A 26,294-nucleotide genomic window follows, 5' to 3' on the forward strand; every position below is an offset into this window, starting at 1 on the left:
CATGGATTCCGCGGTGCCGACGGTCGTCGTGGACGACGTCCACATCACGTACCGGGTCAACGGCGCCCGCACCGGCCGGGGCAGCGCCACCTCCGCGCTGAGCCGGATCGCCTCGCGCCGGAAGGCTCCGGGCGTGCGCGAGGTGCACGCCGTCAAGGGCGTCAGCTTCGCCGCGTACAAGGGGGAGGCGATCGGGCTGATCGGCTCCAACGGCTCGGGCAAGTCCACCCTGCTGAAGGCCATCGCAGGGCTGCTGCCCGCCTCCAGGGGCCGTGTCCACACCCACGGCCAGCCCTCGCTGCTCGGCGTCAACGCGGCGCTGATGAGCGATCTGACCGGCGAGCGCAACGTCGTGCTCGGCGGCCTGGCGATGGGCATGACCCGCGCGGAGATCCGCGAGCGCTACGACGGGATCGTCGACTTCTCCGGCATCAACGACAAGGGCGACTTCATCACGCTGCCCATGCGCACGTACTCCTCCGGCATGGCGGCCCGCCTCCGCTTCTCCATCGCCGCCGCCAAGAACCACGACGTGCTGCTCATCGACGAGGCCCTGTCCACCGGCGACGCCCGCTTCCAGCAGCGCAGCAAGGACCGCATCCGGGAACTGCGCGAGCAGGCCGGCACGGTGTTCCTGGTGAGCCACCACAACAAGTCGATCACCGAGACCTGCGACCGGGCGATCTGGCTGGAGGCCGGCGTCCTGCGCATGGACGGCCCGGCCAAGGAGGTCATGCGGGAGTACGAGAAGGCCACCGCGAAACGCTGAGGCGGTCGCCCGACGCAGAGGGCGGCCGCGGGGATGTCCCCGCGGCCGCCCCTTTTCAGCCGTTCCCGACTAGACGTGCGTACGCAGCAGCGTCCGCATCGTCCGCATCGCCACCGACAGGTTGGCGAGGTCGAACGCGTCCGACCCCTGGATCTCCTCCAGCGTGGACCGCGACCGCGCCAGGATCGCCGCGTTCTTCTCCTCCCACGCGTCGAACCGCTCCTGCGGCGAGGACGCCCCGTTGCCCACGCTCAGCACGTCGGCGGTGAGCGCCGCGTGCGCCGCGTACAGGTCCTCGCGGATGGACGCACGGGCCATGGACTGCCACCGGTCCGCGCGCGGCAGCTCGATGATCCGGTCCATCAGCTGGGTGATCCCCAGCCGGTCCGCGAGGTCGTAGTACACCTCGGCGACGGCCAGCGGCTCCTTGCCGGTGCGGTCCGCGATCGCCACGATGTCGAGCGCGGGGAAGGCCGAGGAGAACCCGGCGACACGCTGCGCCAGCTCGTCCGGGACCCCGGCGGCGGTCAGCTCGTCCAGGATGCCCTGGTACCACTCCTGGTCGGCGCCCTTGAGCATCTTGGGCAGCGCGGCCCAGACCTGCTCGACGCCGTCGCGGAAGAAGTCGACCGTCCCGGCGATCGCCAGCGGCTGCGGCCTGTTGCCCAGCAGCCAGCGCGAACCGCGCTCGACGAGCCGCCGCGAGTGCAGCCGGATACGGGTCTGCACATCGGCGGCGACCTCGTTGTCGAGGGCCTCGACGGCGTCCCACACCTCACCGAGGCCGAAGATCTCGCGGGCCGCGACCTGCGCCCGCACGATCTCCTCGATGGAGGCGCCGGTCTCCTCCCGCAGCCGGTGCAGGAACGTCGAACCACCGCTGTTGACGGTGTCGTTGACCAGCACCGTGGTGATGATCTCGCGCCGCAGGGCGTGCCCGTCGACCGCCTCCGGATAGCGGGCGGTGAGCTGCTCCGGGAAGTAGGCGTGCAGCAGCTTCTGCAGGTGCGGGTCGTCCGGCAGGCTGGTCCCGATCAGCTCCTGCGCGGCGGTGATCTTCGTGTACGCGAGCAGCACGGCCAGCTCCGGCTGGGTGAGCCCCTTGCCGGCGCTCAGCAGCTCGCGGATCTGCCGGTCGCTGGGCAGGAACTCCAGCGCCCGGTCGAGGTGCCCGTCCCGGCCGAGACGGCGCATGAAGCGCTGCTGGGCGTGGAGCAGGGACGGCGCCTGGGAGATCGAGTTGGCGAGGGCGGTGTTCTGCGCGTAGTTGTTGCGCAGCACCAGGCGGCCGATCTCGTCGGTCATCTCGGCGAGCAGCGCGTTGCGCTGCTTGACGGTCATGTCGCCGTCCCGCACGAGCCCGTTGAGCAGGATCTTGATGTTCACCTCGTGGTCGGAGGTGTCCACACCGGCGCTGTTGTCGATGGCGTCGGTGTTGATCCGGCCGCCGTCGCGGGCGAACTCGATGCGGCCGAGCTGGGTGCAGCCCAGGTTGCCGCCCTCGCCGACGACCTTGGCGCGCAGGTCGGCGCCGTTGACGCGGATCGGGTCGTTGGCCTTGTCGCCGACGTCCGCGTTCGACTCGGTGGTGGACTTGATGTACGTGCCGATGCCGCCGTTCCACACGAGGTCGACGGGGGCCTTGAGGACGGCCTGCATCAGTTCGGCGGGGGTCAGCTTGCTCACGCCGGCCTCGATGCCGAGCGCCTCGCGCACATGGGCGTTGACCGGGATGGACTTGGCGCTGCGCGGGTGGACGCCGCCGCCCGCGGAGATCAGCTCCTTGTCGTAGTCGGCCCAGGAGCTGCGCGGCAGGTCGAAGAGGCGGCGCCGCTCGGCGTAGGAGGTCGCGGCGTCCGGGTTGGGGTCGATGAAGATGTGCCGGTGGTCGAAGGCGGCGACGAGCCGGATGTGCTCGGAGAGCAGCATGCCGTTGCCGAAGACGTCACCGGACATGTCACCGACGCCGACGACGGTGAAGTCCTCGGTCTGGGTGTCGTGGCCCAGCTCGCGGAAGTGCCGCTTGACGGACTCCCAGGCGCCGCGGGCGGTGATGCCCATGCCCTTGTGGTCGTACCCGGCGGAGCCGCCGGAGGCGAAGGCGTCCCCGAGCCAGAAGCCGTACGCGACGGCGACCTCGTTGGCGATGTCGGAGAACTTCGCGGTGCCCTTGTCGGCCGCGACGACGAGGTAGGTGTCGTCCTCGTCGTGCCGGACGACGTCCTTGGGCGGCACGACCTCGCCGGCCACCATGTTGTCCGTGATGTCGAGCAGCGCCGAGATGAAGGTGCGGTACGCGGCGACGCCCTCGGCCAGCCACGCGTCCCGGTCCACCGAGGGGTCGGGCAGCTGCTTGGCGACGAAGCCGCCCTTGGCGCCGACCGGCACGATGACCGTGTTCTTCACCATCTGCGCCTTGACCAGGCCGAGGATCTCGGTGCGGAAGTCCTCGCGCCGGTCGGACCAGCGCAGACCGCCTCGGGCGACCTTGCCGAAGCGGAGGTGGACGCCCTCCACGCGGGGCGAATACACCCAGATCTCGAACGCGGGGCGGGGCGCGGGCAGGTCCGGGATGGACTGCGGGTCGAACTTCATCGACACGTACGCGTGCGGCTCGCCGCCGTCCGTGTGCTGGAAGAAGTTGGTCCGCAGGGTCGCCTTGATGACGGTGAGGAAGGAGCGCAGGATGCGGTCCTCGTCGAGCGAGGCGACCTGGTCGAGCGCCCCGTCGAGCTCTTCGAGGAGCCCGTCGGTCAGCTCGGTGCCGGCGGCCTGACGGCCGGGCGACATGCGGGCCTCGAAGAGCGAGACGAGCAGCCGGGTGGTGTGGACGTTGTTCTGGAGGGTGGACTCCATGTAGTCCTGGCTGAACGTGGAACCGGCCTGGCGCAGGTACTTCGCGTAGGCGCGCAACACCATGGCCTGCCGCCAGTCGAGCCCGGCACTCAGCACCAGCGCGTTGAAGCCGTCGTTCTCCGCCTCGCCGGTCCATACGGCGGCGAAGGCGTCCTGGAAGCGCTCGCGGGCCCCGTCCGCCAGATAGCCGTCGTTGGAGGTGGCCTGCGGCATCCGCAGCCCGAAGTCGTAGATCCAGGCGTGCGTGCGGTCGGCGCAGCGCAGCTCGTACGGGCGCTCGTCGACGACCTCGACGCCGAGCCGCTGGAGGGCGGGCAGCACGGCGGACAGGGAGACCTGCTCACCGGTGCGGTAGATCTTGAAGCGGCGTTCGCCGGGGGCGGCGCCGACCGGCTCGTAGAGGCTGAGCGAGAAGTCGCGGCTGTGCTGCTTGAGCGCTTCGAGATGGATGATGTCGGCCACCGCGGCGCGCGCCGAGTGGTCGGCCTTGTAGCCCTCGGGGAAGGAGTGCCCGTACTGGCGGAGCAGTTCGGCGGCGCGCTCCTCGCCGCACTCGGCGGTCAGCGCCTCCTGGAAGCCGTCCGCCCAGGAGCGGGCGGCCTCGACGAGCCGGGCCTCGATGCGTTCGGCCTCGCCGTCCGTGAGGCCGATCAGCTCGCTGCCGGGGGCGACACGGACGACGAAGTGCAGCCGGGAGAGGATCGATTCGGTGTTCCAGGCGGTGAAGTCGACGCTGGTGCCGTTCAGTTCCTCCTTGAGGATGTCGATCAGCCGCAGCCGGACACCGGTGGTGTAGCGGTCGCGCGGCAGGTAGACGATCGCGGAGTAGTAGCGGCCGTACTCGTCCTGGCGCAGGTAGAGCCGCAGCCGGCGGCGCTCCTGGAGGTAGAGGACCGAGGTGACGACCGAACGCAGCTGGTCGACGGGGGTCTGGAACAGCTCGTCGCGCGGGTAGGTCTCCAGGATCTGGAGCAGGTCGCGGCCGTCGTGGCTGTTGGGGGTGAACCCGGCGCCCTCCAGGACCTCGGCGACCTTGCGGCGGATGACGGGGACCCGGCGCACGGACTCGGTGTACGCGGCGGACGAGAAGAGGCCGAGGAAGCGGCGCTCGCCGACGACGTTGCCCTCGGCGTCGAACTTCTTCACGCCGACGTAGTCGAGGTAGCTGGGGCGGTGCACGGTGGCCCGGCTGTTGGCCTTGGTCAGGACGAGGAGCTTGTGCTCACGGGCCTTGGCGCGGGCGTCGGCGGGCAGCCGGTCGAAGGAGGGGCTGACCGGGTGGGCCTCGTCCTCGGTGTGGTGCGGGTCGGAGCGCAGGATGCCGAGGCCGGTGCCGGGGACGGCGGCCAGCGCGTCGGTGTCCGTCAGCTCGTACTCGCGGTAGCCGAGGAAGGTGAAGTGGTCGGCGGCGAGCCAGCGCAGCAGCTCCCGCGCCTCGTTGACCTCGTCGTCGGCGAGGTCGTCGAGCGGTTCGCCGGGCAGGTCGTCGGCGATGCGCAGCGCCGCGTCCCGCATCTTCTCCCAGTCCTCGACGGTCTCCCGTACGTCGGACAGGACGCGCAGCAGGTCGTTCTGGATCTGCTTGAGGTCGGCGCGGTCGGTCTCGCGGTCGATCTCGACGTGGATCCAGGACTCCACGAGGGCGTCGTGCGGCAGTCCGGTCTTGTCCTTGGCGCCCTTGCCGCCGTCGCGGCCGGTGCCCTCGGTGAGGACCTCGACCAGCTTGCCGGTGACGTCGCGGCGGACGACGACCTGCGGGTGGATCACGACGTGGATGCCGCGGCCCTGGCGGGACAGCTCGTTGGTGACGGAGTCGACCAGGAAGGGCATGTCGTCGGTGACGACCTCGACGACGGAGTGGCTGCAGGTCCAGCCGTTCTCCTCGACGGTCGGGGTGTGCACCCGGACGTTCGCCTTGCCCTGCGGGCGCTCCTCGGCCAGTCGGTAGTGCGAGGAGGCGGCGCCGAACACGTCGATCGGGTCGCGGCCCACGATGTCCTCGGGGGCGGTGTGCAGGTAGTAGCGCTGGAGATAGGAGAGCAGGACGTCCTGGGGGGAGCGATCCTGTCCGGCCCCCGCGGAGCCTTCGGCGACGTGGACGCGGGGGGCCCCGCCCGGCCCGCCGACACCACCGCCCGAACTGTTGTCAGCTACCTTGGCAGCCCGTGCGAGCAGCTCGGCCTTGGCTTCGTCCAGCTTGGTCTGCATGTCCTCTGGCTCCTGTCGCGCGCCGTTGCGTGACGTAGGTGAAAAGGTCGGCGTAACGCCGCGACGCGGGGTTTCCGGTCTGGGTCGACGCTATGCCGCGGTGAGAGATCCCCGTGACCTGATCGCCCATTTTCAGCGGTCGGTCCGGGTGGGAGGGATCAGTCGAGGCAGCCCGGACGCTGTGGCGCACCGGGCGCGGGCCGGGGGCTTCGCTGCCCCCGAGGCGTATCGCGCTGATCACGAGGTCCAGGCTATCTCGCCCGCACCCGTGACCGTCACGATCCGGATGTGTACAAAAGAACGACGCGAAGTTTGACACTCTGGACAGGGCGGGCACGCGGGCACGACGAACCGGCCGACGGGGCTGGGCAGACCGGCCGACGAGGGCGGGGCGGACCGGTCGACGGGGCGGGACGGGCGGTCCCGATGCGGTCGGCTAGCGGGTCAGCTGTTCGGCGAGCGCGGTGGCCTCGGCCAGGGTGTCCACGACGGGCACACCGGCCTTCTCCAGGCTGGCCCGGCTGTGCGAGCCGCCCGTGTAGAGCACGGCCTTGGCCCCGACGTGGGCGGCGGCCACGGCGTCGTCCACCGCGTCGCCTATGACGACCGTGTGCCGGGGGGATATCCCCTCCAGGGCCGCGAGATGCCGCTCCATGTACTGCGCCTTGCTGCCGCCGGACGGGCCGGTGCGCCCGTCCACCCGTACGAAATGGCGCTCTATGCCGAACCCGCGGACGACGGGGAGCAGCTCGTCGTGCCGGTACATGCTCATGATCGACTGGCTGCGGCCGGTGAGCTGCCACTGGGCGAGCAGGTCGGCGGCCCCGGCGGTCAGCCCGCAGGCCCCGCGCTGCTGCGTGTAGAAGCGGTGGAAGACCCCGTCCATCCGCTCCCACTCGGCGTCGGTGGGGAGCCGGCCCATGAGGCGCTCGTAGAAGCGCGGTATCGGGATGCAGTACATCTCCCGGTACTGCTCCACCGTGATCGGGGCGAGGCCGACCTCGCCGAAGGCGGCGTTGGTCGCGCCGACGACGGCGGTGTTGTCGTCGAGCAGCGTGCCGTTCCAGTCCCAGACCAGATGTGTGCGGTGGTCCCCCGGTGCGATCCCCATGCGGAGAAAACTACTCGCCCCCACTGACAACGCGCCCGCCTACCCGATCAGGCCGGGGATCTCCTGCACCCCGAACCACAGCAGCTCATGGTCCTCGGCGCCGTCCACGGTGAACTGCGCGTCGTCGTCCCCGAGGTCGGCGGCGCCCAGCGCGGCCGCGGCGGCCGTCACATCCTCGTCCGCCTCGTCGGAGTCGACGTGCACCGCGGCGGCCTTGGCCAGCGGGACGGCGGAGGCGATGGTGACCTCGCCGAGCGAGGAGGCGTCCAGGATGCTGTCCGGGTCGGCGACCGCGGCACCGTCCGGCACGTCCACGGCGACGACGACCCGGCGCCTGGCCGCCTTCGGGTCCCCGGCGATCAGCCGCAGCGAGGCTGAGGCGGCCCGGTTGAGCGCCGCGTACTCCAGCTCCTCGATGTCGTCCGAGACGTACCACTCGCGCAGCGCCGGGGTGACGGCGTAGGCGGTGAGCGGGCCGGGGCCCAGTTCACCGGCCCGGTGCGCGGCGGCGAGACCGGTGAGGGTCAGGGGTACGTACACGCGCATGGGCTCCGCCGCTTTCCTAGTCGGGAACGCCCTTCAGGATACGTGCGGCGTCCCCCTTTGGGGTTACGCGCACGGCCCCGCCCCCGTCCACCGCGCGCCGCCCGGTCACCCTGCGCGCCCGGCCCCCGCCGCGCTCGCCCGGCGGCCGGTCACCCGGTCAGGTGAATCCGGCATCTCCCGGTGGACGGCCTCCGACACTTGCGACAATTCCGGCTCCCCCGTAGAAGATCACCAGCAGAAGTTACCGCCCGGTACGCCGGGCCTCTGGAGCACGGGGGCGACAGATGAACACGAACAGGACGAGGCCCGCAGGCCGGCACGACGCCCGCAGGCCCGAGACCGTACCGGGGCAGCGCCGCCGGGTCCCGCGGCGCATGCGGCCCCACCACTGGTTCGCGGAACGCCTCCTGGCGGTCCTCAGCGGCCAGCGCCCGGTGCACTGGATGCTCGGTCACACGATCGGCGACGCCTACGACCAGCTGGCCGCGCTGGCCCCGACCACCCCGCTCCGTACCCGGGGCACCCGCCCGGTCATCCGCATGTGCCGGGGCGCCCAGCCGGCTCCGGGGGTGGTCGAGGCCTGCGCGAGCATCGCGGCGGGCGAGCAGGTCCGGGCGATGGCGTTCCGCCTGGAACAGGGCCCGGACCTGCGCTGGCGCTGCGCAGCGGTGGAACTGGGCAACACGCCCACACGATGAGGCGGGAAGAGAACCCCGAACGAGCCCCACCAGGCAGCCGTGGGGGCCCCGGAGGCGCTTACCCCCGCCTGGGGGCCCTGGAGCCCGCCCAGGGGCCCCTGAGCGGGCTCCAGAGGCGCCTTCCGGCTCCCCCGGTCCCCTTCAGCCCCGCCGGCGTTTGAGGCGCGGGGTCCGGGGCAGCGCCCCGGTTTCGGGAAGGGGCGGGGCGGGGAGCAAAAAAGACCGGCCGACCCGGGCACCCGACGGCACCCGGCCCGACCGGCCGACAAAACCCGCGAACGGCTACTTCTTGCGCCGCCGCCCGCCCCCGGACTTCTGCGCCTTGCGCCGCTCCGCCCGAGTGAGCCCGTCCGACCCGGACGACTCACCGGCACCGGCGTCCCCGTTCGCGAAGTCGCCCTCGATGACCCCGCCCTCGCCGTCGACCGTGGGAGCGGAGAAGTGCAGCCGGTCCGGCCGCTGCGGAGCGTCCAGCCCCTTGGCCCGGATCTCCGGCCGCGCGGCCGGCACCGCGTCCTCCTTGGACAGCGACGTCGCCGCGCCCGCATCCTGCACCGGAACCTCCTCGACCTGCTGCTCCACCTGGACCTCCAGGTTGAACAGATAGCCGACGGACTCCTCCTTGATGCCCTCCATCATGGCGTTGAACATGTCGAAGCCCTCGCGCTGGTACTCGACCAGCGGGTCCTTCTGGGCCATGGCCCGCAGGCCGATGCCCTCCTGCAGGTAGTCCATCTCGTAGAGGTGCTCACGCCACTTGCGGTCCAGCACGGACAGCACCACGCGCCGCTCCAGCTCACGCATGATCTCGGAGCCGAGCGTCTTCTCGCGCTCGTCGTACTGGTCGTGGATGTCCTGCTTGACGGACTCGGCGATGAACTCCGCGGTGACCCCGGCGAGGTCCCCCGCCGCCTCCTCCAGCTCGGCGACCGTGACCTTCACCGGGTAGAGCTGCTTGAACGCGCTCCACAGCCGGTCGAGGTCCCACTCCTCGGCGAAGCCCTCCGCCGTCTCCTGGCGGATGTAGTCGTCGATGGTGTCGTCCATGAAGTGGCGGATCTGCTCCTGGAGGTCCTCGCCCTCCAGGACCCGGCGCCGCTCGCCGTAGATGACCTCACGCTGCCGGCTGAGCACCTCGTCGTACTTCAGGACGTTCTTGCGCGTCTCGAAGTTCTGCTGCTCGACCTGCGACTGCGCCGAGGCGATCGCGCGCGTGACCATCTTGTTCTCGATCGGCACGTCGTCCGGCACGTTGGCCATCGACATGACGCGCTCGACCATCTGCGCCTTGAACAGCCGCATCAGGTCGTCGCCGAGGGAGAGGTAGAAGCGGGACTCGCCGGGGTCGCCCTGACGGCCGGAACGACCGCGCAGCTGGTTGTCGATGCGGCGCGACTCGTGCCGCTCGGTGCCCAGCACGTACAGCCCGCCGAGCTCCTTGACCTCCTCGAACTCCGCGCGCACGACCTCCTCGGCCTTCTCCAGCGCGGCGGGAAGGGCGGCCGCCCACTCCTCGACGTGCTCGACGGGGTCCAGGCCGCGCTGGCGCAGCTCCGCCTCGGCGAGGTCGTCCGGGTTGCCGCCGAGCTTGATGTCGGTGCCTCGTCCGGCCATGTTCGTCGCTACGGTCACCGCGCCCTTGCGGCCGGCCTGGGCGACGATCGTCGCCTCCCGGTCGTGCTGCTTGGCGTTGAGGACCTCGTGCTGCACACCGCGCTTGGAGAGCTGCTGCGAGAGGTACTCCGACTTCTCGACGGAGGTCGTGCCGACCAGGATCGGCTGGCCCTTCTCGTGCTTCTCGGCGATGTCGTCGACGACGGCGGCGAACTTGGCGACCTCGGTGCGGTAGATGAGGTCCGACTGGTCGACGCGCTGCATCGGCCGGTTCGTCGGGATCGGCACGACGCCCAGCTTGTAGATCTGGTGGAACTCGGCGGCCTCGGTCATCGCCGTACCGGTCATGCCGGAGAGCTTGCTGTAGAGGCGGAAGAAGTTCTGCAGGGTGATCGTGGCGAGCGTCTGGTTCTCGTCCTTGATGTCCACCCCTTCCTTCGCCTCGATCGCCTGGTGCATGCCCTCGTTGTAGCGGCGGCCGGCGAGGATACGGCCGGTGTGCTCGTCGACGATCATGACTTCGCCGTCGATGACGACGTAGTCCTTGTCCTTCTTGAAGAGTTCCTTCGCCTTGATGGCGTTGTTGAGGTAACCGACGAGCGGGGTGTTCACCGACTCGTACAGGTTGTCGATGCCGAGCCAGTCCTCGACCTTGGCGACGCCGGGCTCGTGGATGCCGACGGTCCGCTTCTTCTCGTCGACCTCGTAGTCGCCGGTCTCCTCGATGCCCTTGAGCGGGTTGCCCGCCTCGCCCTTGGCGAGGCGCGTGACCAGCTTGGCGAAGTCGCCGTACCACTTGGTGGCCTGGTCGGCCGGGCCGGAGATGATCAGCGGCGTACGGGCCTCGTCGACGAGGATCGAGTCGACCTCGTCCACGATGGCGAAGTTGTGGCCGCGCTGGACCAGCTCGTCCTTCGACCACGCCATGTTGTCGCGGAGGTAGTCGAAGCCGAACTCGTTGTTCGTTCCGTAGGTGATGTCGCAGGCGTACTGCTCGCGCCGCTCGGCGGGCGTCATGTTCGCGATGATGCAGCCGATGGTCAGGCCGAGGAACTTGTGGACCCGGCCCATCAGCTCGGAGTCGCGCGAGGCGAGGTAGTCGTTCACCGTGATCAGGTGCACGCCGTCGCCGGACAGGGCGTTGAGATACGCGGGCAGCGTGCCGACGAGGGTCTTGCCCTCACCGGTCTTCATCTCCGCGACGTAGCCGAGGTGCAGCGCGGCGCCACCCATGATCTGGACGTCGTAGTGGCGCTGGCCGAGGACGCGCTTGGCCGCCTCGCGGACGGTCGCGAAGGCCTCGGGGAGCAGGTCGTCCAGGCTCTCGCCGTCCGCGTACCGTTCCTTGTACTCGTCGGTGAGCGCCCGCAGCTCGGCGTCGGAGAGGTTGACGAAGTCCTCTTCGATGGAGCTGACCTGGTCCGCGATGCGGTGCAGTTTGCGCAGGATCTTGCCTTCGCCTGCACGCATGAGCTTGTTGAAGACGGACACTGAGGCTGGTCTCCTTGCCGGTCGGGCCTGGGCACTGGGTCGTGTGATGGACTCGGGCACGGGCACGGCAGGTGGGCCCCACCGCAACGGTCATCGTAAGCGAGGACCCCGCCGCGCCGGGAGGGCTGCCACCGCGTTGTCCCCGCGGCACCCGTCCGAGTCAACGGACGAAGGGCGCCGAAGGTGCCGGTGCGGCACGAAAAGTACTCGCCCCGCTTCCCGCCGCTGAGCAGAATCCCTTCATGGAAGCGACCACTCTCACCACCGACCGCCTGCGGCTGCGCCCCTTCGGCCCCGAGGACACCGAGGCCGTGTACGAGGCGTGCCAGGACCCGGACATCCGGCGCTGGACCATCGTCCCCTCGCCGTACACGCGCTCCGACGCGGAGTTCTTCACCGAGCGGCTGTGCCCCGAGGGCTGGCGGGACGGCTCCACGTACAACTTCGCCGTGCTCGGCGAGGACGGCGCCCTCACCGGCGCGCTCGGCATCACCCGCCGCACCCTCGCCGGCACCTACGAGGTCGGCTACTGGACGGCGAAGGAGCGGCGCGGCCGCGGCTACATGACCGAGGCCGTCCTGTGCGCCGCCCGCTGGGCCTTCACCTCGCTCGGCTGCGACCGGCTGGAGTGGCGCGCCGAGGTCGGCAACGTGCCGTCGCGGGCCGTCGCCCTGCGCGCGGGCTTCCGCATGGAGGGCGAGCAGCGCTCGGGCCTGCTGAACAAGGGCGTGCGCCGCGACACGTGGGTGGGTGCGCTGCTCCCCTCCGACCTGGGCCTGCCGGGCACCGAGGTGTACGTGCCCGCGGTGGCCGCCCGGTGACGCCGTCGCGCGGTCCCGTCCGGGTTCGGGCGACCGGCCTTCGCTGTCAGTGCCGCCGCCTAGAGTGCGGAGCATGACGTCCGTGCAGCCACCCGCAGTCGAACTCTCCGCCGACCAGGCCCGCAGGATCGCGCTGCGCGCCCAGGGCTTCCTCGGCGCGCCGGGCCGCCGGGCGGGGGCGCCGGGCGTGCTGCGGCACCTCGGCGCCGTACAGCTGGACACGATCTCGGTGCTGGCCCGTTCGCACGAGCTGATTCCGTACGCGCGCCTGGGCGCCATCGGCCGGCGCACGGTCGAGGAGGCGTACTGGTCGGGCGGCCGCGCCTTCGAGTACTGGTCGCACGCGGCGTGCATCCTGCCCGTCGAGGAGTGGCCGCACTTCGCGTTCCGCCGCCGCGCCTACCGGAGCAGGCCGCAGTGGTCGCACGACCTGCCGGGCGGCGCGTACGAGACGGTTCTCAAGCAGCTGACCGCCGAGGGCCCGCTGACGGCGACGGAGCTGGGCGGCGCGAAGAACGGCGGGGAGTGGTGGGACTGGTCGGCCTCCAAGGTCGCCGTGGAACGGGCCCTGATGTACGGCGAGGTCGTGTGCACCGAGCGGCGCGGCTGGAAGCGGGTCTACGACCTCGCGGAGCGCGCCCTGCCCGCGGCCGTGTTCCACGACGACCTGGACGACGCGGAGTGCCTGCGCCGCCTGGTCCGGCTCGCCGGCCAGTCGCTGGGCGTGGGCACCCGTTCGGACATCGCGGACTACCACCGGCTCAGGGGCGAGCAGTTCGACGCCGTCGTGGCCGACTCCGGGCTGGTGCCGGTGACGGTGCGGGGCTGGGCGAAGCCGGCCTGGGCGGACCCGGCGGCGCTGGCCTCCGAACCGCGCGGACGCCACCGTACGACGCTGCTCTCGCCGTTCGACTCACTGGTCTGGGAACGGGCGCGCACCGAACGGATCTTCGGCTTCACCCACCGGCTGGAGGCGTATGTGCCCAAGCAGAAGCGGATTCACGGCTACTTCGCGATGCCGCTGCTGGCCGGCGGAAGGCTCCAGGGCCGGGTGGACCCGGCCCGCGAGGGGACGACGCTGATCGCCCGGCAGGTGTCCCTGGCGGGTGCCAGGGCCGTGGAGCCGATGGCCCGAGCCCTGGTGGAGGCGGCCTCCTGGGTCGGCTGCACGGACGTCCGGCTCGAACGGGTGGAGGCGCCGGAACTGCGCGGGCCGCTCACGACGGAAATCGGCCGCCTGCTGGCCTGAGCGCGTTCGTTCCGGCGCTCCCCGCGCCGGTCAGCGGATCTCCAGGATCTTCTCCCGCATGGCATAGACGACCGCTTCCATGCGGGAGTGCAGCTGGAGCTTCTCCAGAATGTTGCGGACGTGGTTCTTCACGGTGTTCTCGGAAATGAACAGCTGCTTCGCGATATCGCGATTGTTCATGCCGGTGGCAACGAGTTTGAGGACTTCCAGTTCACGTTCGGTGAGACGGGGGGCCGGCACCAGCCGGCGTTCGTCGGTCCGCTGGATCATCGACTTGAACTCGGTGAGGAGTTTGGACGCCATGGAAGGGCTGATCTGGGACTGCCCGTCCGCGACCGCGCGAATCGCGGTGGACACCTCGTCGGTGGAGATCTCCTTGAGGAGATAGCCCGTGGCGCCGGCCTTGATCGCGTCGTAGAGGTCGGCCTCCTCGTCGCTGATCGTCAGCATGATGATCTTCGCGCTGGGAGCGACCTCCTTGATGGACGTGCACGCCTCGATGCCCCCGCGCCGGGGCATCCGCACATCCATGAGGACGATGTCCGGCAGCAGGTCGGCCGCCTTGTCGACCGCCTCGGCACCGTCCCCGGCCTCACCGACGACCTCGATGTCCTCCTCGTGGGCGAGGACGATCTCCAGGCCCCTGCGGAAGAGGGCGTGGTCGTCCACCACCAGGACCCTGATCGGCTCCTTGCGGTAGCCGCCGTCGCGGTCCGCGCCGAGCCCGCGCGCGGCGCCCTCGCCGTCACTCGCATCGCGCACGGGCCCGAAGGTGTCCGCCATCGTTCCTCCCCCTGAAGGCCACGGCCTGAAGTTCACGAACTGTCGCCAACGGCAGTCCACAGAACACCGGTTGGCTTGGTCCGCCATGATTTCATGCCGGAGGGTCAGCGCGGGTGATCCCTTGGTGACACACGGGTGCCCCTGGGGGCGCACGGACGCTCCAGGGGCACCACCGGGTGGTGGGCGTCAGCCGCCGAGCGCTCCGCCGGCGCCGCCCGCCTCGTCGGCGGCCAGCGGGTCGGTCCTCAGATGAATGACACCGTAGTCGTAGGCGTGCCGCCGGTAGACGACACTGGGTTCCTTGGTCTCGTTGTCCACGAACAGATAGAAGTCGTGTCCGACCAGCTCCATCTCGTAGAGCGCCTGGTCGAGTGACATGGGCGCCGCCACATGCGTCTTCTCGCGCATCACCAGCGGTCCCTCGCCCTGCACCTCGAGCGAACCGACCCTGGTGGTGGGTACGGGCTGTGCCGTCTCGTCGGCGATCAGCTCGCCGTCACCGTTGAAGGATGCCGCGTCCGGCACCATCTCGCCGACCTCGGCGGCGGGGATGCGCCCCGTGCCCCGGCGGCTGTAGCGCTTGTCGTGCTGCTTGCGCAGCCGGGCCTCCAGCTTGCCGGTGGCCAGGTCAAGCGCTGCGTACGGGTCGCCTGCGGCCGCCTCTGCCCTGATGACCGGTCCACGCGAGCGGAGGGTGATCTCCACCCGGTCGGAGCGGTCGGCCTGACGGGGGTTCGGCTCCTTGGACACCTCCACGTCGAGGCTGATCACCTTGCCGTCGAACTTCTGGATCTTGTCCAGCTTCAGCTTCTCGGCCACGTGCTTGCGGAACCGCTCGGGCACCTCGGTCTTGCGGCCCTTGACGACGATGTCCACGCAGAACTCCGTTCCCGGATCGCTCCGCTCGGCGGCGGAGCATCTCCCTTTTGCACCAGGCCCCGGACTTGGCCGGAGCCGCGGACTCGGTGACTTCCACCTCCTCCTCCCCCGCCGGCGGGGTTTCCACCCACCGGATTTTCCGTCTTCCGAGCTGGTGGGTCGCCTGCCCGAAACATGGTGGTGCATTCATCGAGGTCCGGCATTCACCATTCCTCACAACCGAACATAGCCTGCTCGGACGGATATCGGCACCCGCTACTCACGCGTACCTCCGTTCCGGGCTTTTCACCCACTCACTACCTGCAACGATGCAACTTCGGTTTCAGTTCCGGTTTATTTCGCGGCCCGGCTGGACATGCTGCGGCGAAGGCGATCGGGGAAGCCGCCACCACGGCCGCGCGGCGCACCGGCGCGCCGCATTCCGTGCCCCGGCCGGCCGCGTCGAGCGCGCGCGCCGCCTCGGCCAGCGTGGCGCCCGTCGTCAGCAGGTCGTCCACCAGCACCACCGGTCCGGCGCCGAGCAGCCGCCCGCCCCCGGCTACGACGCCCAGCGCCCCGGCCAGGTTGGCCCGGCGCGCTGCTGCGGTCAGCTCCGTCTGGTCGGCCACCGGCCGCCGCTGGCGCAGCACCGCGGCGACCGTCGCCGGGACCCCGGTCCGCCGCAGACAGGCAGCCGCCGCCAGCGCGATCCGCCGCGCCGGGTCGTGCCCGCGTGCCGCCACGGCCCGGCGCGCCGACGGTACGGGTACGAGCACCAGCGGCCGTCCGTGCCGGTGCGCTCCCGCGCCGGCCAGCACCGCGCCGGCCAGCGCTCTGCCGAGGGGACGGGCCAGGGCGAGCGTTCCGCGCTCCTTGTGCGCCAGCAGCACCGCACGGGCCGCGCCCTCGTAGCCGGTGGCGGCGTGCACCACGGGCAGGCCGGGCGGCTCGGCCTCGGGCCGCACCCGGCGCGGGGCGCCGCCGTACAGCTGCGCGGCGCACGCCTCGCAGAGCTCCGTCCGTGCCCTGCCGCAGCCGCCGCAGGACACCGGCAGAACGAGTCCGCTGAACTCCCGCCACCACCCGCGCACACTTCAACTGTGCCGCGTGCGGGGCCGGCGGGCCACCCCTGTGGATAACCGCTGCCGGGCATCGGGCGGCCCGGTGCGGGCCGCCCGATGTCAGCCCGGATAGACCAGCGCGGAGCCCTCCTTGAGGACCGTCTGCCAGTTGTCACCGGGCAGGAGCTTCACTATCCCGTCGCCGTAGGTGTCGGCCATCAGCGGCAGCTGCTCGTCGTCGGCGGCGGCGATGGCGAGCACCTGGTTCACTCCGGGCAGCACGCCCGAGGAGGGCGTCGAGCCGTCCGCCTGCACATAGCGGACCTGCTGCACACCGCCCTGCTCCTTGCCGACGACGACCAGGCGGCTGCGGCCGGACCAGGACATCGCGGTCACGTCCGCGAGCTGCGGGGCCGCCTGGCGCAGGTCCACCACGGACACCTTGTTCTCGTCCTGCGGATCACGCTCGATGCGGCCGATCCGCAGCGTCGTGTGGTCGTCCCGGGTCAGCAGCAGCGCTATGCGCACCCCGTCCGCGGACAGCCTCAGCCCCTCGATGCGGCTGCCGTTCAGGCTCGGCACGGTGACCTCCTGCGGCTTGTCCGTGCCGTGGGGCAGCCGCAGCAGCCGGGAGTTCTTCGGGTCGCGGTCGGCCACCCAGAGATCGCCCAGGCCGTCCCAGCTGGGCGCCGAGAGCCGGTTCTCGGGGTCGGCCGCCTTGCTCGTGACGGCGGGCAGGGGCAGCGCGCCGTCCGCCGCGATCGACGCCACGTAGAGCGATTCGTTGTGCTGCGAGAGCGCCGCCGCCGACTGCTCGTCCCGTGCCACGCCGACCGCGCTCACCTTGAGAGCACCGCTGCCGAACGGGCCGGTGACCGGCTCCGGCTCGCCGCTGCCCCTGGTGCTGCCGGGAATGCGCTCGACCCGGCCCTTGGCGTCGACGAAGTACTGGCTGTCGGGCCCGCCGGAGGAGCCGTCCGGGGTGTACTCCCCGGCCTGGTCCGCGTCGAGCAGGCACAGCTGGGAGCCGTCCGAGCGTTGCAGCTCCACCTGCTCGACCCGTGCGGAGGTCAGGTCCCGGAGGGTGAACAGCACCTGCGAGGCCATCATCCGGCAGGAACGCTGCCCGGCGCCGTCCGCCTTCTTGTTGAGCGGCACCTTGAGGACGTTGCGGTCGTCGGGCGTCAGGGAGACGACGCCCTTGCGCAGACCGGTCCCCTTGGGGAAACGCGAGGTCACCGCGGGGCGCAGCCAGTCGGTGGGCCCGCGCAGCAGGCTGCGGACGGCCTGCGTCACCGTGTCCATGCCGGTGGCGGGGTCGGTCCGGTTGCGGAGGTAGACGGGGTCGGCGACGAGCGTGGCCTGCGCGTCGGACCGGCCGGCGGCGAAGTAGAACTTGTTGACCGAGCGGTACAGGCGCTTGAAGTCGGACTGTCCGAGCACCAGCCCGTCCGACACGTTGTCGATGCGCCACTCCTTGCCGTCCGCCGTCTTCTCCCGCACCAGATGCAGCGTGCGGGAGAAGTCCGTGGGCACCAGCGGCTGGTACGCGTTCTGCTCGTCGACCGTCGCCACCATCTCACCGGTCAGCGTGTAGGTGACCTCGGTGGTGCTGCGGTCGCTGTCGCGGACCGGGCGATCGCTGCGGTTCGGCGCCTTGGCCAGCACGGTGGTCTGCGCGCTGGGCTTCCAGCGGCGCGACGCCTCCTTGGTGAGGTACTTGCGCGTCGTCCGGAAGTCGGAGTCGTCGCTGGTCATCGACTCCAGGAAGCCGTCGACCACCTCGTTGGGCGTGGCCCCGTCGCGCGGGGCCACGGCGTACACCTGCACCTGGGAGTCCCCGGGCTGCGAGGCGTCCACCGCCTTGATGTCACCGGAGACCGGCATCGAGCCGCACGCGGACAGCACGAGCGCGCCGCACACGGTCAGCACGGCCACCCCCACCGCACGCCCACGGCCGCCCTCACGACGGTCAGCGCTCACGAGTCGTGTCCTCCCGCCCCGGCGCGTGCCCCGGGAAGTCGTTGTGGCCGGCCTGCCGCTCCTCGGCGGGACGCGGCACCACCCGCGCCCCGTTGCCCGGCAGGGCCGCGGGATGCACCGACGCGGGTGCGGTCCTGGCCGACGCCGGGGCCCTGCCCGGCACGGTCAGGGGCGCGCGGCCCGTACCGGTGTGCTGGGCGGGCACGGCCAGCACATGGTGTCCGCCGCCGGTGTCGTGGGAGGTGGCGGGGGTGTCCGCCGCCCGCTCGCTGTTCTCCCGGTTGCGGCGGGAGTCCTCGGGCTCCAGCGGTATCGGCGAACCCCGCAGCGGCTCGTCCGCCGTGCGCGGCAGCGTCAGCCGGAACTGCGAACCGCCGCCGGGCTCGCCCCAGGCCTGGAGCCAGCCGCCGTGCAGCCGGGCGTCCTCCACCGCGATGGACAGGCCGAGGCCGGTGCCACCGGTGGTCCTGGCTCGGGCCGGGTCGGCGCGCCAGAAGCGGTTGAAGACGCGGGTCGCCTCGCCGGGCTTCAGTCCGACGCCGTAGTCCCGGACCGCGACGGCGACCGCTCCGCCGGCCGCGCCCAGGCGCACCACGACGTCGCGGCCCTCGCCGTGCTCCACCGCGTTGACGACGAGGTTGCGCAGGACGCGCTCGACGCGCCGGGCGTCGGCCTCGGCTATCACCGGCTGTTCGTCGCCGATCACGCGGATCGTGGTGCCCTTGCGTTCGGCGAGCGGCTCGGCGCCGCCGATCACCCGGCGCACCACCTGCCGCAGGTCTATCGGCTCCGCCTCCAGGGCGGCGGCGCCCGCGTCGAAGCGGCTGATCTCCAGCAGGTCGGAGAGCAGCGACTCGAAGCGGTCGAGCTGGTCGCCCAGCAGTTCCGCGGACCGGGCGGTGACGGGGTCGAAGTCGACGCGTGCCTCGTGGATGACGTCGGCGGCCATCCGTACCGTCGTCAGCGGGGTGCGCAGCTCGTGCGAGACGTCCGAGACGAACCGCCGCTGCATCCGGGACAGCTCCTCCAGCTGCTGGATCTTGTGCTGGAGGTTCTGCGCCATCTTGTTGAAGGCTTCACCGAGCCGGGCGATGTCGTCCTCGCCGGTGACCTTCATGCGTTCCTGCAGCCGCCCGGCAGAGAGCCGTTCGGCGATGCCCGCCGCCATGCGTACGGGGGTGACGACCTGGCGCACCACGAACCAGGCGATGGCGCCCAGCAGCACGACCACGAACAGTCCCGCGGTCGCCAGCGTGCCCTTGACCAGGGTCAGGGACTTCTCCTCCTGCGTCAGCGGGAAGACGTAGTACAGCTGGTACGGGTTGCGGTCGATGTCGTAGAGGCGCTTGCCGACGACGAGGCCGGGCTGGGACTCCTGCCCGTTCGCATACTGGATCAGCACATAGGTCTGGAAGGCTCCGGGGCCCTTGTTCACCGCGTCGCGCAGGCTCTGCGGGATGCTGGCGGCCTCGACGCTGCCGGAGCCGCGTGGCGCACGGGTGCCCTCGTCGGCGCTGAGCGCCACCACGTTGAAGGCGTTCTTGCCGCCGCTGGCGAGCTGGTCGACGAGTTCGGTGCGCCAGGAGTTGTTTGCGGTCGTGCCGTCGGCGTCGTCGCCGCTCTGGCCGGGGGCCGGGGTGAGAGGCGCGTTCGCCTTCTCCTGGGCGGCCGCGAACCCGCCGGCGGCCTGGGTCTGGGCGGCCTTGCCCTTCGCGTCCAGCAGGCCGTTGCGCACCTGCCCGATCACGACGAGGCCGAGCAGCAGCACCACTCCGAGCGACATCAGCAGCGTGCCGGCGACGACGCGCAGCTGGAGATTGCGCCGCCACAGCCGTACGGCGGGCAGCAGCGGACGCCGCACCCAGCGCATCAGGAGCCGCGGCAGCGGCCCGCCGGGCGCCCGGTCCTGGAGCAACCGGCCGCCCTGCAGAAAGCGCTCGACGGTGGACGACGTGTGCCCTGCGCCGGGAGCCCGCTCCGCACGGGCCCCCGGCTTTCCGGGCTGCGGAGCAGTGCTTCCCGGCGGCATGTCAGCTCGGTCCGGCCTTGTAACCGACGCCACGGACGGTCACCACGATCTCCGGGCGCTCCGGGTCCTTCTCGACCTTGGAGCGGAGCCGCTGGACATGCACATTGACCAGACGGGTGTCCGCCGCGTGCCGGTAGCCCCACACCTGCTCGAGGAGGACCTCACGGGTGAAGACCTGCCACGGCTTGCGGGCGAGCGCGACCAGCAGGTCGAACTCCAGCGGGGTCAGGGCGATGGACTGCCCGTCCCGCTTCACCGAGTGCCCGGCGACGTCTATGACCAGGTCCCCGATGGTCAGCTGTTCCGGGGCCGGCTCTTCGGACCTGCGCAGGCGTGCCCTGATCCGGGCCACCAACTCCTTCGGTTTGAACGGCTTGACGATGTAGTCGTCGGCCCCGGACTCCAGGCCCACGACGACGTCAACCGTGTCGCTCTTGGCAGTGAGCATGACGATCGGCACACCCGACTCGGCCCTGATCAGCCTGCAGACCTCGATGCCGTCCCGTCCGGGCAGCATGAGGTCGAGCAGGACCAGGTCCGGCTTCGCCTCTCGAAATGCGGCAAGTGCCTTGTCGCCGTCCGCTACGAACGACGGCTCGAAACCCTCACCACGCAGCACAATCCCGAGCATCTCGGCCAGTGCGGTGTCGTCGTCGACGACAAGGACGCGTCCCTTCATAAACGACATCATCCCATTAGCTAATCGTTACCTGCGATGATCTGGCACACAGCTCTGCCAGCCCGGCCCCCGTGACCGGCGAGATTACGCCTTCTTCCGTGACGATCGCCGTGACCAGCTCCGGCGGCGTGATATCGAAGGCGGGGTTGTACGAGCGGGTCCCCACAGGGGCCAGCGGCACCCCGCCCGCCTCCTCGGCCCCGAGCCCGCGCGGCACCGCTGTGAGCTCGGTCACCTCCCGCCCGGAACGCTGCTCCACCGTGATCGACGCCCCGTCCGCGGTGAGCAGGTCCACGGTCGTCGTCGGCGCCACGACGATGAACGGTACGTGGTGGTACTTGGCGAGCACCGCCAGCGGATAGCTCCCCACCTTGTTGGCCACCGAGCCGTCCGCGGCGATGCGGTCCGCCCCGATCAGCACGGCGTCGACCTCACCGGCCGCGAACAGTGAACCCGCCGCGTTGTCGGTCAGCAGGCTGTACGGCATGCCGTTGCGGGACGCCTCGTACGCGGTCAGCCGGGCCCCCTGGAGCAGCGGACGGGTCTCGTCGACCCACAGGCGCTCCAGCCGGCCCTCCCGGTGCGCGCCGAGCGCCACGGCGAAGGCGGTGCCCTCACCGCCCGAGACCAGCGCCCCGGTGTTGCAGTGGGTCAGCAGCCGGTGGCCCCCGCCCGGAACCAGCTCGTCCAGCAGGGCCAGCCCGTACCGCGCCATCCGCCCGCTGGCCTCGGCGTCCTCCCGGTGCAGCGCCCTGGCCTCCGCCAGTGCGGCCGCGCCCGCCCGCTCCCGGCCCGCGCCCTTGTCGAGCACCGCCCGGTACGCCGCGGCGGCCCGCCGCACGCCGTACCCGAGGTTCACCGCGGTGGGCCGCGCCTGCTCCAGCAGCCCCGCCGCCTCCGCCACGTCGTCACCCCGTGCCGCGGCCAGGGCCACCCCGTAGGCGCCGGCGATCCCCAGCAGCGGCGCCCCGCGCACCGCGAGCGTCCGGATCGCCTCCACCAGGGCCGGCACGTCCGCGCACACCAGCTCCGTCTCCTCGACCGGCAGCCGCCGCTGGTCGAGGAGCACCAGTACGGGGCCTTCCGGAGGTTCGTCCCAGCGCAGTACGGATAGCGCGGCGGGCTCGCGTCCCACCGGTGATTGCTCGTCCTGATCAGCCATCCGCCCAGTCTGCCCGCTGACCCGCCGGGAGATGAAGGCAACGGCGGGACACGAGGCCAGGGCCGTACGTCTGCGGCGCATGGCACGATGGCTGCCAACCTGACGCCCCGAACCCCGGTCAGGACCGTGAAGGAGCGAGAATGAACGACAATCCGGGCTGGGCCTCGCCCGGACACGCCCCCTCCGACGGCCAGGACCAGGAACCGGGCGTCCCCCGGCCCTCCGAACCGGCCGACGACAGCGCCCCCTCGGGAACCTGGGCCGCCACCCAGCCGCCCGCCGGACAGTGGTCCCCGCCCGGCCCCACCGGAACCGGCCCCACCGCACCCCCTTCCCAGGGCTGGGGCTCCCCCTCGCAGGGGCCCCGCTGGAGCGGCCCGTCGCAGGGGCCCACGCGCGGGTCCGGCTGGGGCGCGCCGCCGCCCGCCGCCAAGCCCGGTGTCATCCCCCTCCGTCCGCTCGGCATCGGCGAGATCCTGGACGGCGCCGTCACCACCATGCGCACCCACTGGCGCACGGTCCTCGGTGTCACCCTCGCGGTCTCCGTGGTCGCCCAGACCGGCATCCTGCTCATCCAGCGCTATCTGCTGCCCGAGCCGCCGTCGTTCGACGCCGACGCCACCGGCGCCGAGGCCACGCGCCAGCTCACGGAGTCGTTCCGCTACACCCTCATCGACGGCGCCCCGCAGCTGCTCATCACGATGCTGGCGACGATCTTCGTCACCGCGGTCCTGACCGTCGTGATCAGCCGCTCGGTACTGGGCCGTCCCGTCACCCTGGCCGACGCCTGGGCCGAGGCCCGGCCCAGGCTGCTGCCCCTGCTGGGCCTGACGCTCCTGATGGCCGTGCTGGCCGCGGCGATCATGACCGTCGGCATCCTCCCCGGCTTCCTGCTCGGCGACACCGCGGGCGCCGGCCTCGCCTTCCTCGGGCTGCTCGCGGCGGTGGTCGTCTTCGTCTGGCTGATGGTCCGCTTCAGCCTCGCCGCCCCCGCGCTCATGCTGGAGCGGCAGTCGATCACCGCGTCGATGAAGCGCTCCGCCAAGCTGGTCCGCAACGCCTGGTGGCGGACCTGCGGCATCCTCGCCCTGACCTGGGTGCTGACATTCTTCGTGGCGATGGTGGTCGGCATCCCCTTCGGGGCGGTGGCGGTGGCCCTGGAAGGCGGCGACCTCGGCTCCTTCCTCACCGAGGGGACCACCGATTTCGGCTGGTCGTTCCTGATCGTCACCGCCATCGGCGACGTGCTCGTCACCACGGTCACGTATCCGCTCTCGGCCGGCGTCATGGCCCTGCTCTACGTGGACCAGCGCATCCGCCGCGAGGCGCTCGACCTCGACCTGGCCAGGGCAGCGGGCCTGCCCGGCTTCGACGACAGGAGCTGAATCCGTGTCGGGGGCGGGCGGTACGACGGCACTACTGCTGATACGGGCGAGCGGCGGCGCCCCGGTCGACACCGAGCGCCTCCCCGCCAGGGAGGCCGCCGAGCGCGAACTCTCCAAGGGCGTGTACCACGAGAACGACCCGAACCCGCTCCAGCGCGCGCTGGACCATCTGTGGACCTGGTTCAGCGACATCGCCTCGGCGGCCGCCGTCGCCGCGCCGGGCGGCCCGGTCGGACTGGCCGTGCTGCTGCTGATCGTCGTCGCCCTGGCCGCCGCGCTCTGGTGGCGGCTGGGCTCCCCGCAGCCCCGCTCCCGGCCGGGCGGCGACGCGCTCTTCGCCCACGGCCCCCGCAGCACCGCCGAACACCGTGCCGCCGCCGAGGCCCATGCGGCGGCCGGCCGCTGGAACCAGGCCGTCCAGGAACGGATGCGCGCGATCGTCCGCGCCCTGGAGGAACGCACCCTGCTGGAACCCCGCCCCGGCCGGACCGCCGACGAAGCCGCAGCCGAGGCGGGCCGCGCCCTTCCCCCGTACGCCGTACGCCTGCGCGCGGCGGCCCGGGTCTTCGACGACGTCACATACGGGGGCCGCTCCGCCGACCGGGCGGCGTACCGGAACCTGCTCGAACTCGACCTCGCCGTCGAATCCGCCCGGCCGCAACTGACCGGCGTCTCCGAGGGAGCCGGCTCATGACCGCGGACACCTCCCCCGCCAAGCCCCCCGCACCGGCCACCGGGCGCTCCGCCCCCTCCACCGAGCCCCCGGCTCCGGCGGCCTCGACCTCCTCCTCCGTCACCGCGCGCCAGATCTGGCTCCGCGCCCGTGGCGTACTGCTCGCCGTCCTGCTGCTTGTCGTCGCCGCGATAGCCCTGGCGGCCGCCCGCTCGGGAGACCAGCACGGCCGCCTCGACCCCCGCTCGGCGGACCGCTACGGCAGCCGGGCCGTCGCCGAACTTCTCAGGGAGCGGGGCATATCCGTCCGGGTCGTGACCACGCTCCGGGACGCCACCTCCGCGACCGGACCCGACACCACCCTCCTCGTCACCGCCCCCGATCTGCTCACGGCCCACCAGCAGGACACCCTGCGCGCGGCGACCGCCGGAACGACCGGCCGCACCGTTCTCCTCCATCCCGAATCCCCCTCCCTCGGCACTCTGGCCCCCGGCGTGGAGGCCAAGCCCTCCGTCCCCGTCGTCGCACGTCCCCCTGCGTGCGCCCTGCCCGAGGCCCGCAGAGCCGGCTCCGTCGAAACCGGCGGCATCCGCTACGACGCGAACGGCCTCGACGCCGACGCCTGCTACCCCGCGACCGGCTTCCCCTCCGTCCTCCTGCTGCGGCAGCCGGCGGCAGGCGAGACCGTCCTGCTCGGCTCCCCCGACTTCCTGTACAACGAGCGCCTCGCCCACCAGGGAAACGCGTCCCTGGCCCTGCAACTCCTCGGCTCCCGCCCCCATCTGGTCTGGTACCTCCCCTCGCTCACCGATCCGTCCGCCGTCGGCAGCGCAGCCGACGACGGGGACACCTCCCCCGACGACTCCTCGGACGGCGGCAGCAGCTTCTTGGAGCTGATCCCGTCCGGCTGGCTGTGGGGCACGCTGCAACTCGCCGTCGCCGCCGGGCTCGCGGCGATCTGGCGCGCCTGCCGACTGGGCCCCCTCGTCACCGAACGTCTGCCGGTGGCCATCCGCGCCTCCGAGTCCACCGAGGGCCGGGCCCGCCTCAACCGCAAGGCCAACGCCCGTGACCGGGCCGCCGCCTCACTCCGCCACGCCGCCCGCACCCGGCTGGCTCCACGCGTCGGCGTCTCCCCCCACGACGCCCACTTCTCCGCCGTCCTCCTTCCCGCCCTGTCCACCCGGCTGGGCCCGGCCAGCAACAACCGCCAGAGCCTGCTCTTCGGCCCGGCCCCCTCCGACGACAGGGCACTCGTCCTGCTGGCAGACCAACTCGACTCCCTCGAAAGAGAGGTCCGAACCTCATGAGCGCCCCGTCCTCCGTGCCCACCGGGACCGCCGACTCAGCCGGGACCGCCGACGCCGACGCGGCCCGCGCTTCCCTGGAAGCTCTGCGCTCCGAGATCGCCAAGGCGGTGGTCGGCCAGGACTCGGCCGTCACCGGTGTCGTCGTGGCGCTGCTCTGCCGAGGGCATGTCCTGCTCGAAGGCGTCCCCGGTGTGGCCAAGACCCTGCTGGTGCGAGCCCTGGCCGCGTCGCTCGAACTGGACACCAAGCGCGTCCAGTTCACCCCGGACCTGATGCCCGGCGATGTCACCGGATCGCTCGTCTACGACGCCCGCACCGCCGAGTTCTCCTTCCAGCCGGGCCCGGTCTTCACCAACCTCCTCCTCGCCGACGAGATCAACCGCACCCCTCCGAAGACACAGTCGTCCCTCCTGGAGGCGATGGAGGAGCGCCAGGTCACCGTCGACGGCGTCCCGCGTCCGCTGCCCGAGCCGTTCCTCGTGGCCGCGACGCAGAACCCGGTCGAGTACGAGGGCACGTACCCCCTTCCCGAAGCCCAACTGGACCGGTTCCTGCTGAAGCTGACCGTTCCGCTGCCGACCCGTGACGACGAGGTCCAGGTCCTGACCCGCCATGCCGCCGGTTTCGACCCCCGCGACCTCCAGGCCGCAGGCATCCGGCCGGTCGCCGGCCCCGCCGATCTCGAAGCCGCCCGCATCGCGGTGGCCGCGACGGTTGTCTCCCCCAAGATCGCAGGCTATGTGGTCGATATCTGCCGTGCCACGCGTGATTCCCCCTCGGTCTCCCTCGGCGTCTCCCCCCGTGGAGCCACCGCCCTGTTGTCGACCGCCCGAGCCTGGGCCTGGCTCACCGGCCGCGACTACGTGACCCCGGACGATGTGAAGGCTCTGGCCCTTCCGACGCTCCGCCACCGCATCCATCTGCGCCCCGAGGCCTCGATGGAAGGGGTCACCCCCGACTCCGTCATCTCCGCTGTGCTCGCCCATGTCCCCGTACCCAGGTGAGGCG

Annotated in this window: 19 protein-coding genes; 8 read left to right on the top strand and 11 right to left on the bottom strand. The window is 71.6% G+C overall.

Annotation, left to right across the window (positions count from 1 at the left end):
* Position 1: 1 nt before the first annotated feature.
* On the top strand, positions 2-769 hold the full coding sequence (locus OG710_RS10065) for an ABC transporter ATP-binding protein (protein ID WP_111330968.1): 768 nt from the start codon (positions 2-4) through the stop codon (positions 767-769).
* Positions 770-838: 69 nt separating this feature from the next.
* Here the strand turns inward: OG710_RS10065 and OG710_RS10070 are convergent, their stop codons facing one another.
* The 3 genes from OG710_RS10070 to OG710_RS10080 form a co-directional block, all read right to left on the bottom strand.
* Positions 839-5,833, bottom strand: coding sequence for an NAD-glutamate dehydrogenase (locus OG710_RS10070; protein WP_330239016.1), 4,995 nt, complete (start codon positions 5,831-5,833; stop codon positions 839-841).
* Positions 5,834-6,269: 436 nt separating this feature from the next.
* Positions 6,270-6,944 (bottom strand): HAD family hydrolase, encoded by a 675-nt coding sequence (locus tag OG710_RS10075; RefSeq protein WP_330239017.1) that lies wholly within the window; start codon positions 6,942-6,944, stop codon positions 6,270-6,272.
* Positions 6,945-6,983: 39 nt separating this feature from the next.
* Positions 6,984-7,490, bottom strand: coding sequence for a DUF6912 family protein (locus OG710_RS10080; protein WP_330239018.1), 507 nt, complete (start codon positions 7,488-7,490; stop codon positions 6,984-6,986).
* Positions 7,491-7,774: 284 nt separating this feature from the next.
* On the opposite strand from OG710_RS10080, the gene OG710_RS10085 reads away from it, so the two are divergent.
* Positions 7,775-8,188 (top strand): Rv3235 family protein, encoded by a 414-nt coding sequence (locus tag OG710_RS10085; RefSeq protein WP_111330964.1) that lies wholly within the window; start codon positions 7,775-7,777, stop codon positions 8,186-8,188.
* 282 nt (positions 8,189-8,470) lie between these two features.
* Here the strand turns inward: OG710_RS10085 and secA are convergent, their stop codons facing one another.
* A complete protein-coding gene (secA, locus tag OG710_RS10090; protein ID WP_330239019.1) occupies positions 8,471-11,293 on the bottom strand; it encodes a preprotein translocase subunit SecA in 2,823 nt (940 codons plus the stop codon).
* Positions 11,294-11,535: 242 nt separating this feature from the next.
* Here secA and OG710_RS10095 point away from each other — a divergent pair, with 242 nt between their 5' ends.
* Positions 11,536-12,114, top strand: a complete 579-nt coding sequence (locus OG710_RS10095) for a GNAT family N-acetyltransferase (protein WP_330239020.1) — start codon at positions 11,536-11,538, stop codon at positions 12,112-12,114.
* A 73-nt stretch (positions 12,115-12,187) separates the two neighbouring features.
* The gene (locus OG710_RS10100; RefSeq protein WP_330239021.1) at positions 12,188-13,363 is read left to right on the top strand and encodes a winged helix-turn-helix domain-containing protein; all 1,176 of its coding nucleotides are present in this window, start codon (positions 12,188-12,190) and stop codon (positions 13,361-13,363) included.
* 30 nt (positions 13,364-13,393) lie between these two features.
* Here OG710_RS10100 and OG710_RS10105 read toward each other — a convergent pair whose 3' ends face one another.
* The 7 genes from OG710_RS10105 to mtnA form a co-directional block, all read right to left on the bottom strand.
* Positions 13,394-14,146, bottom strand: a complete 753-nt coding sequence (locus OG710_RS10105; RefSeq protein WP_111330960.1) for a response regulator — start codon at positions 14,144-14,146, stop codon at positions 13,394-13,396.
* 186 nt (positions 14,147-14,332) lie between these two features.
* On the bottom strand, positions 14,333-15,022 hold the full coding sequence (gene hpf, locus OG710_RS10110; protein ID WP_330239022.1) for a ribosome hibernation-promoting factor, HPF/YfiA family: 690 nt from the start codon (positions 15,020-15,022) through the stop codon (positions 14,333-14,335).
* A gap of 299 nt (positions 15,023-15,321) precedes the next feature.
* Positions 15,322-16,095 (bottom strand): ComF family protein, encoded by a 774-nt coding sequence (locus OG710_RS10115; RefSeq protein WP_330239023.1) that lies wholly within the window; start codon positions 16,093-16,095, stop codon positions 15,322-15,324.
* Between the two features lie 90 nt (positions 16,096-16,185).
* Positions 16,186-17,952 carry an LpqB family beta-propeller domain-containing protein gene (locus tag OG710_RS10120; RefSeq protein ID WP_330242206.1) on the bottom strand — a complete coding sequence of 589 codons (1,767 nt, stop codon included), beginning with the start codon at positions 17,950-17,952 and terminating at the stop codon, positions 16,186-16,188.
* An 85-nt stretch (positions 17,953-18,037) separates the two neighbouring features.
* Positions 18,038-20,077 (bottom strand): MtrAB system histidine kinase MtrB, encoded by a 2,040-nt coding sequence (gene mtrB / locus OG710_RS10125; protein WP_330239024.1) that lies wholly within the window; start codon positions 20,075-20,077, stop codon positions 18,038-18,040.
* A 1-nt stretch (position 20,078) separates the two neighbouring features.
* Positions 20,079-20,768 (bottom strand): two-component system response regulator MtrA, encoded by a 690-nt coding sequence (mtrA, locus tag OG710_RS10130; protein ID WP_005316841.1) that lies wholly within the window; start codon positions 20,766-20,768, stop codon positions 20,079-20,081.
* 4 nt (positions 20,769-20,772) lie between these two features.
* Entirely contained in the window at positions 20,773-21,918 is a 1,146-nt protein-coding gene (gene mtnA, locus OG710_RS10135; RefSeq protein WP_330239025.1) for an S-methyl-5-thioribose-1-phosphate isomerase, read from the bottom strand.
* A gap of 140 nt (positions 21,919-22,058) precedes the next feature.
* On the opposite strand from mtnA, the gene OG710_RS10140 reads away from it, so the two are divergent.
* From OG710_RS10140 to OG710_RS10155, 4 genes are read left to right on the top strand one after another with little or no spacing between them, the layout of a single operon-like run.
* Positions 22,059-23,303 (top strand): DUF7544 domain-containing protein, encoded by a 1,245-nt coding sequence (locus tag OG710_RS10140; RefSeq protein ID WP_330239026.1) that lies wholly within the window; start codon positions 22,059-22,061, stop codon positions 23,301-23,303.
* A gap of 4 nt (positions 23,304-23,307) precedes the next feature.
* Positions 23,308-23,997, top strand: a complete 690-nt coding sequence (locus OG710_RS10145) for a DUF4129 domain-containing protein (protein ID WP_330239027.1) — start codon at positions 23,308-23,310, stop codon at positions 23,995-23,997.
* The gene (locus OG710_RS10150; protein WP_330239028.1) at positions 23,994-25,286 is read left to right on the top strand and encodes a DUF4350 domain-containing protein; all 1,293 of its coding nucleotides are present in this window, start codon (positions 23,994-23,996) and stop codon (positions 25,284-25,286) included. The genes OG710_RS10145 and OG710_RS10150 overlap by 4 nt, the downstream gene beginning before the upstream one ends.
* Entirely contained in the window at positions 25,283-26,290 is a 1,008-nt protein-coding gene (locus tag OG710_RS10155; protein ID WP_330239029.1) for an AAA family ATPase, read from the top strand. Before OG710_RS10150 ends, OG710_RS10155 begins: the two co-directional genes overlap by 4 nt.
* The last annotated feature ends 4 nt before the right edge of the window (positions 26,291-26,294 follow it).

Origin of the sequence: Streptomyces sp. NBC_00525 (assembly GCF_036346595.1) — a bacterium.
GTDB lineage: Bacteria > Actinomycetota > Actinomycetes > Streptomycetales > Streptomycetaceae > Streptomyces.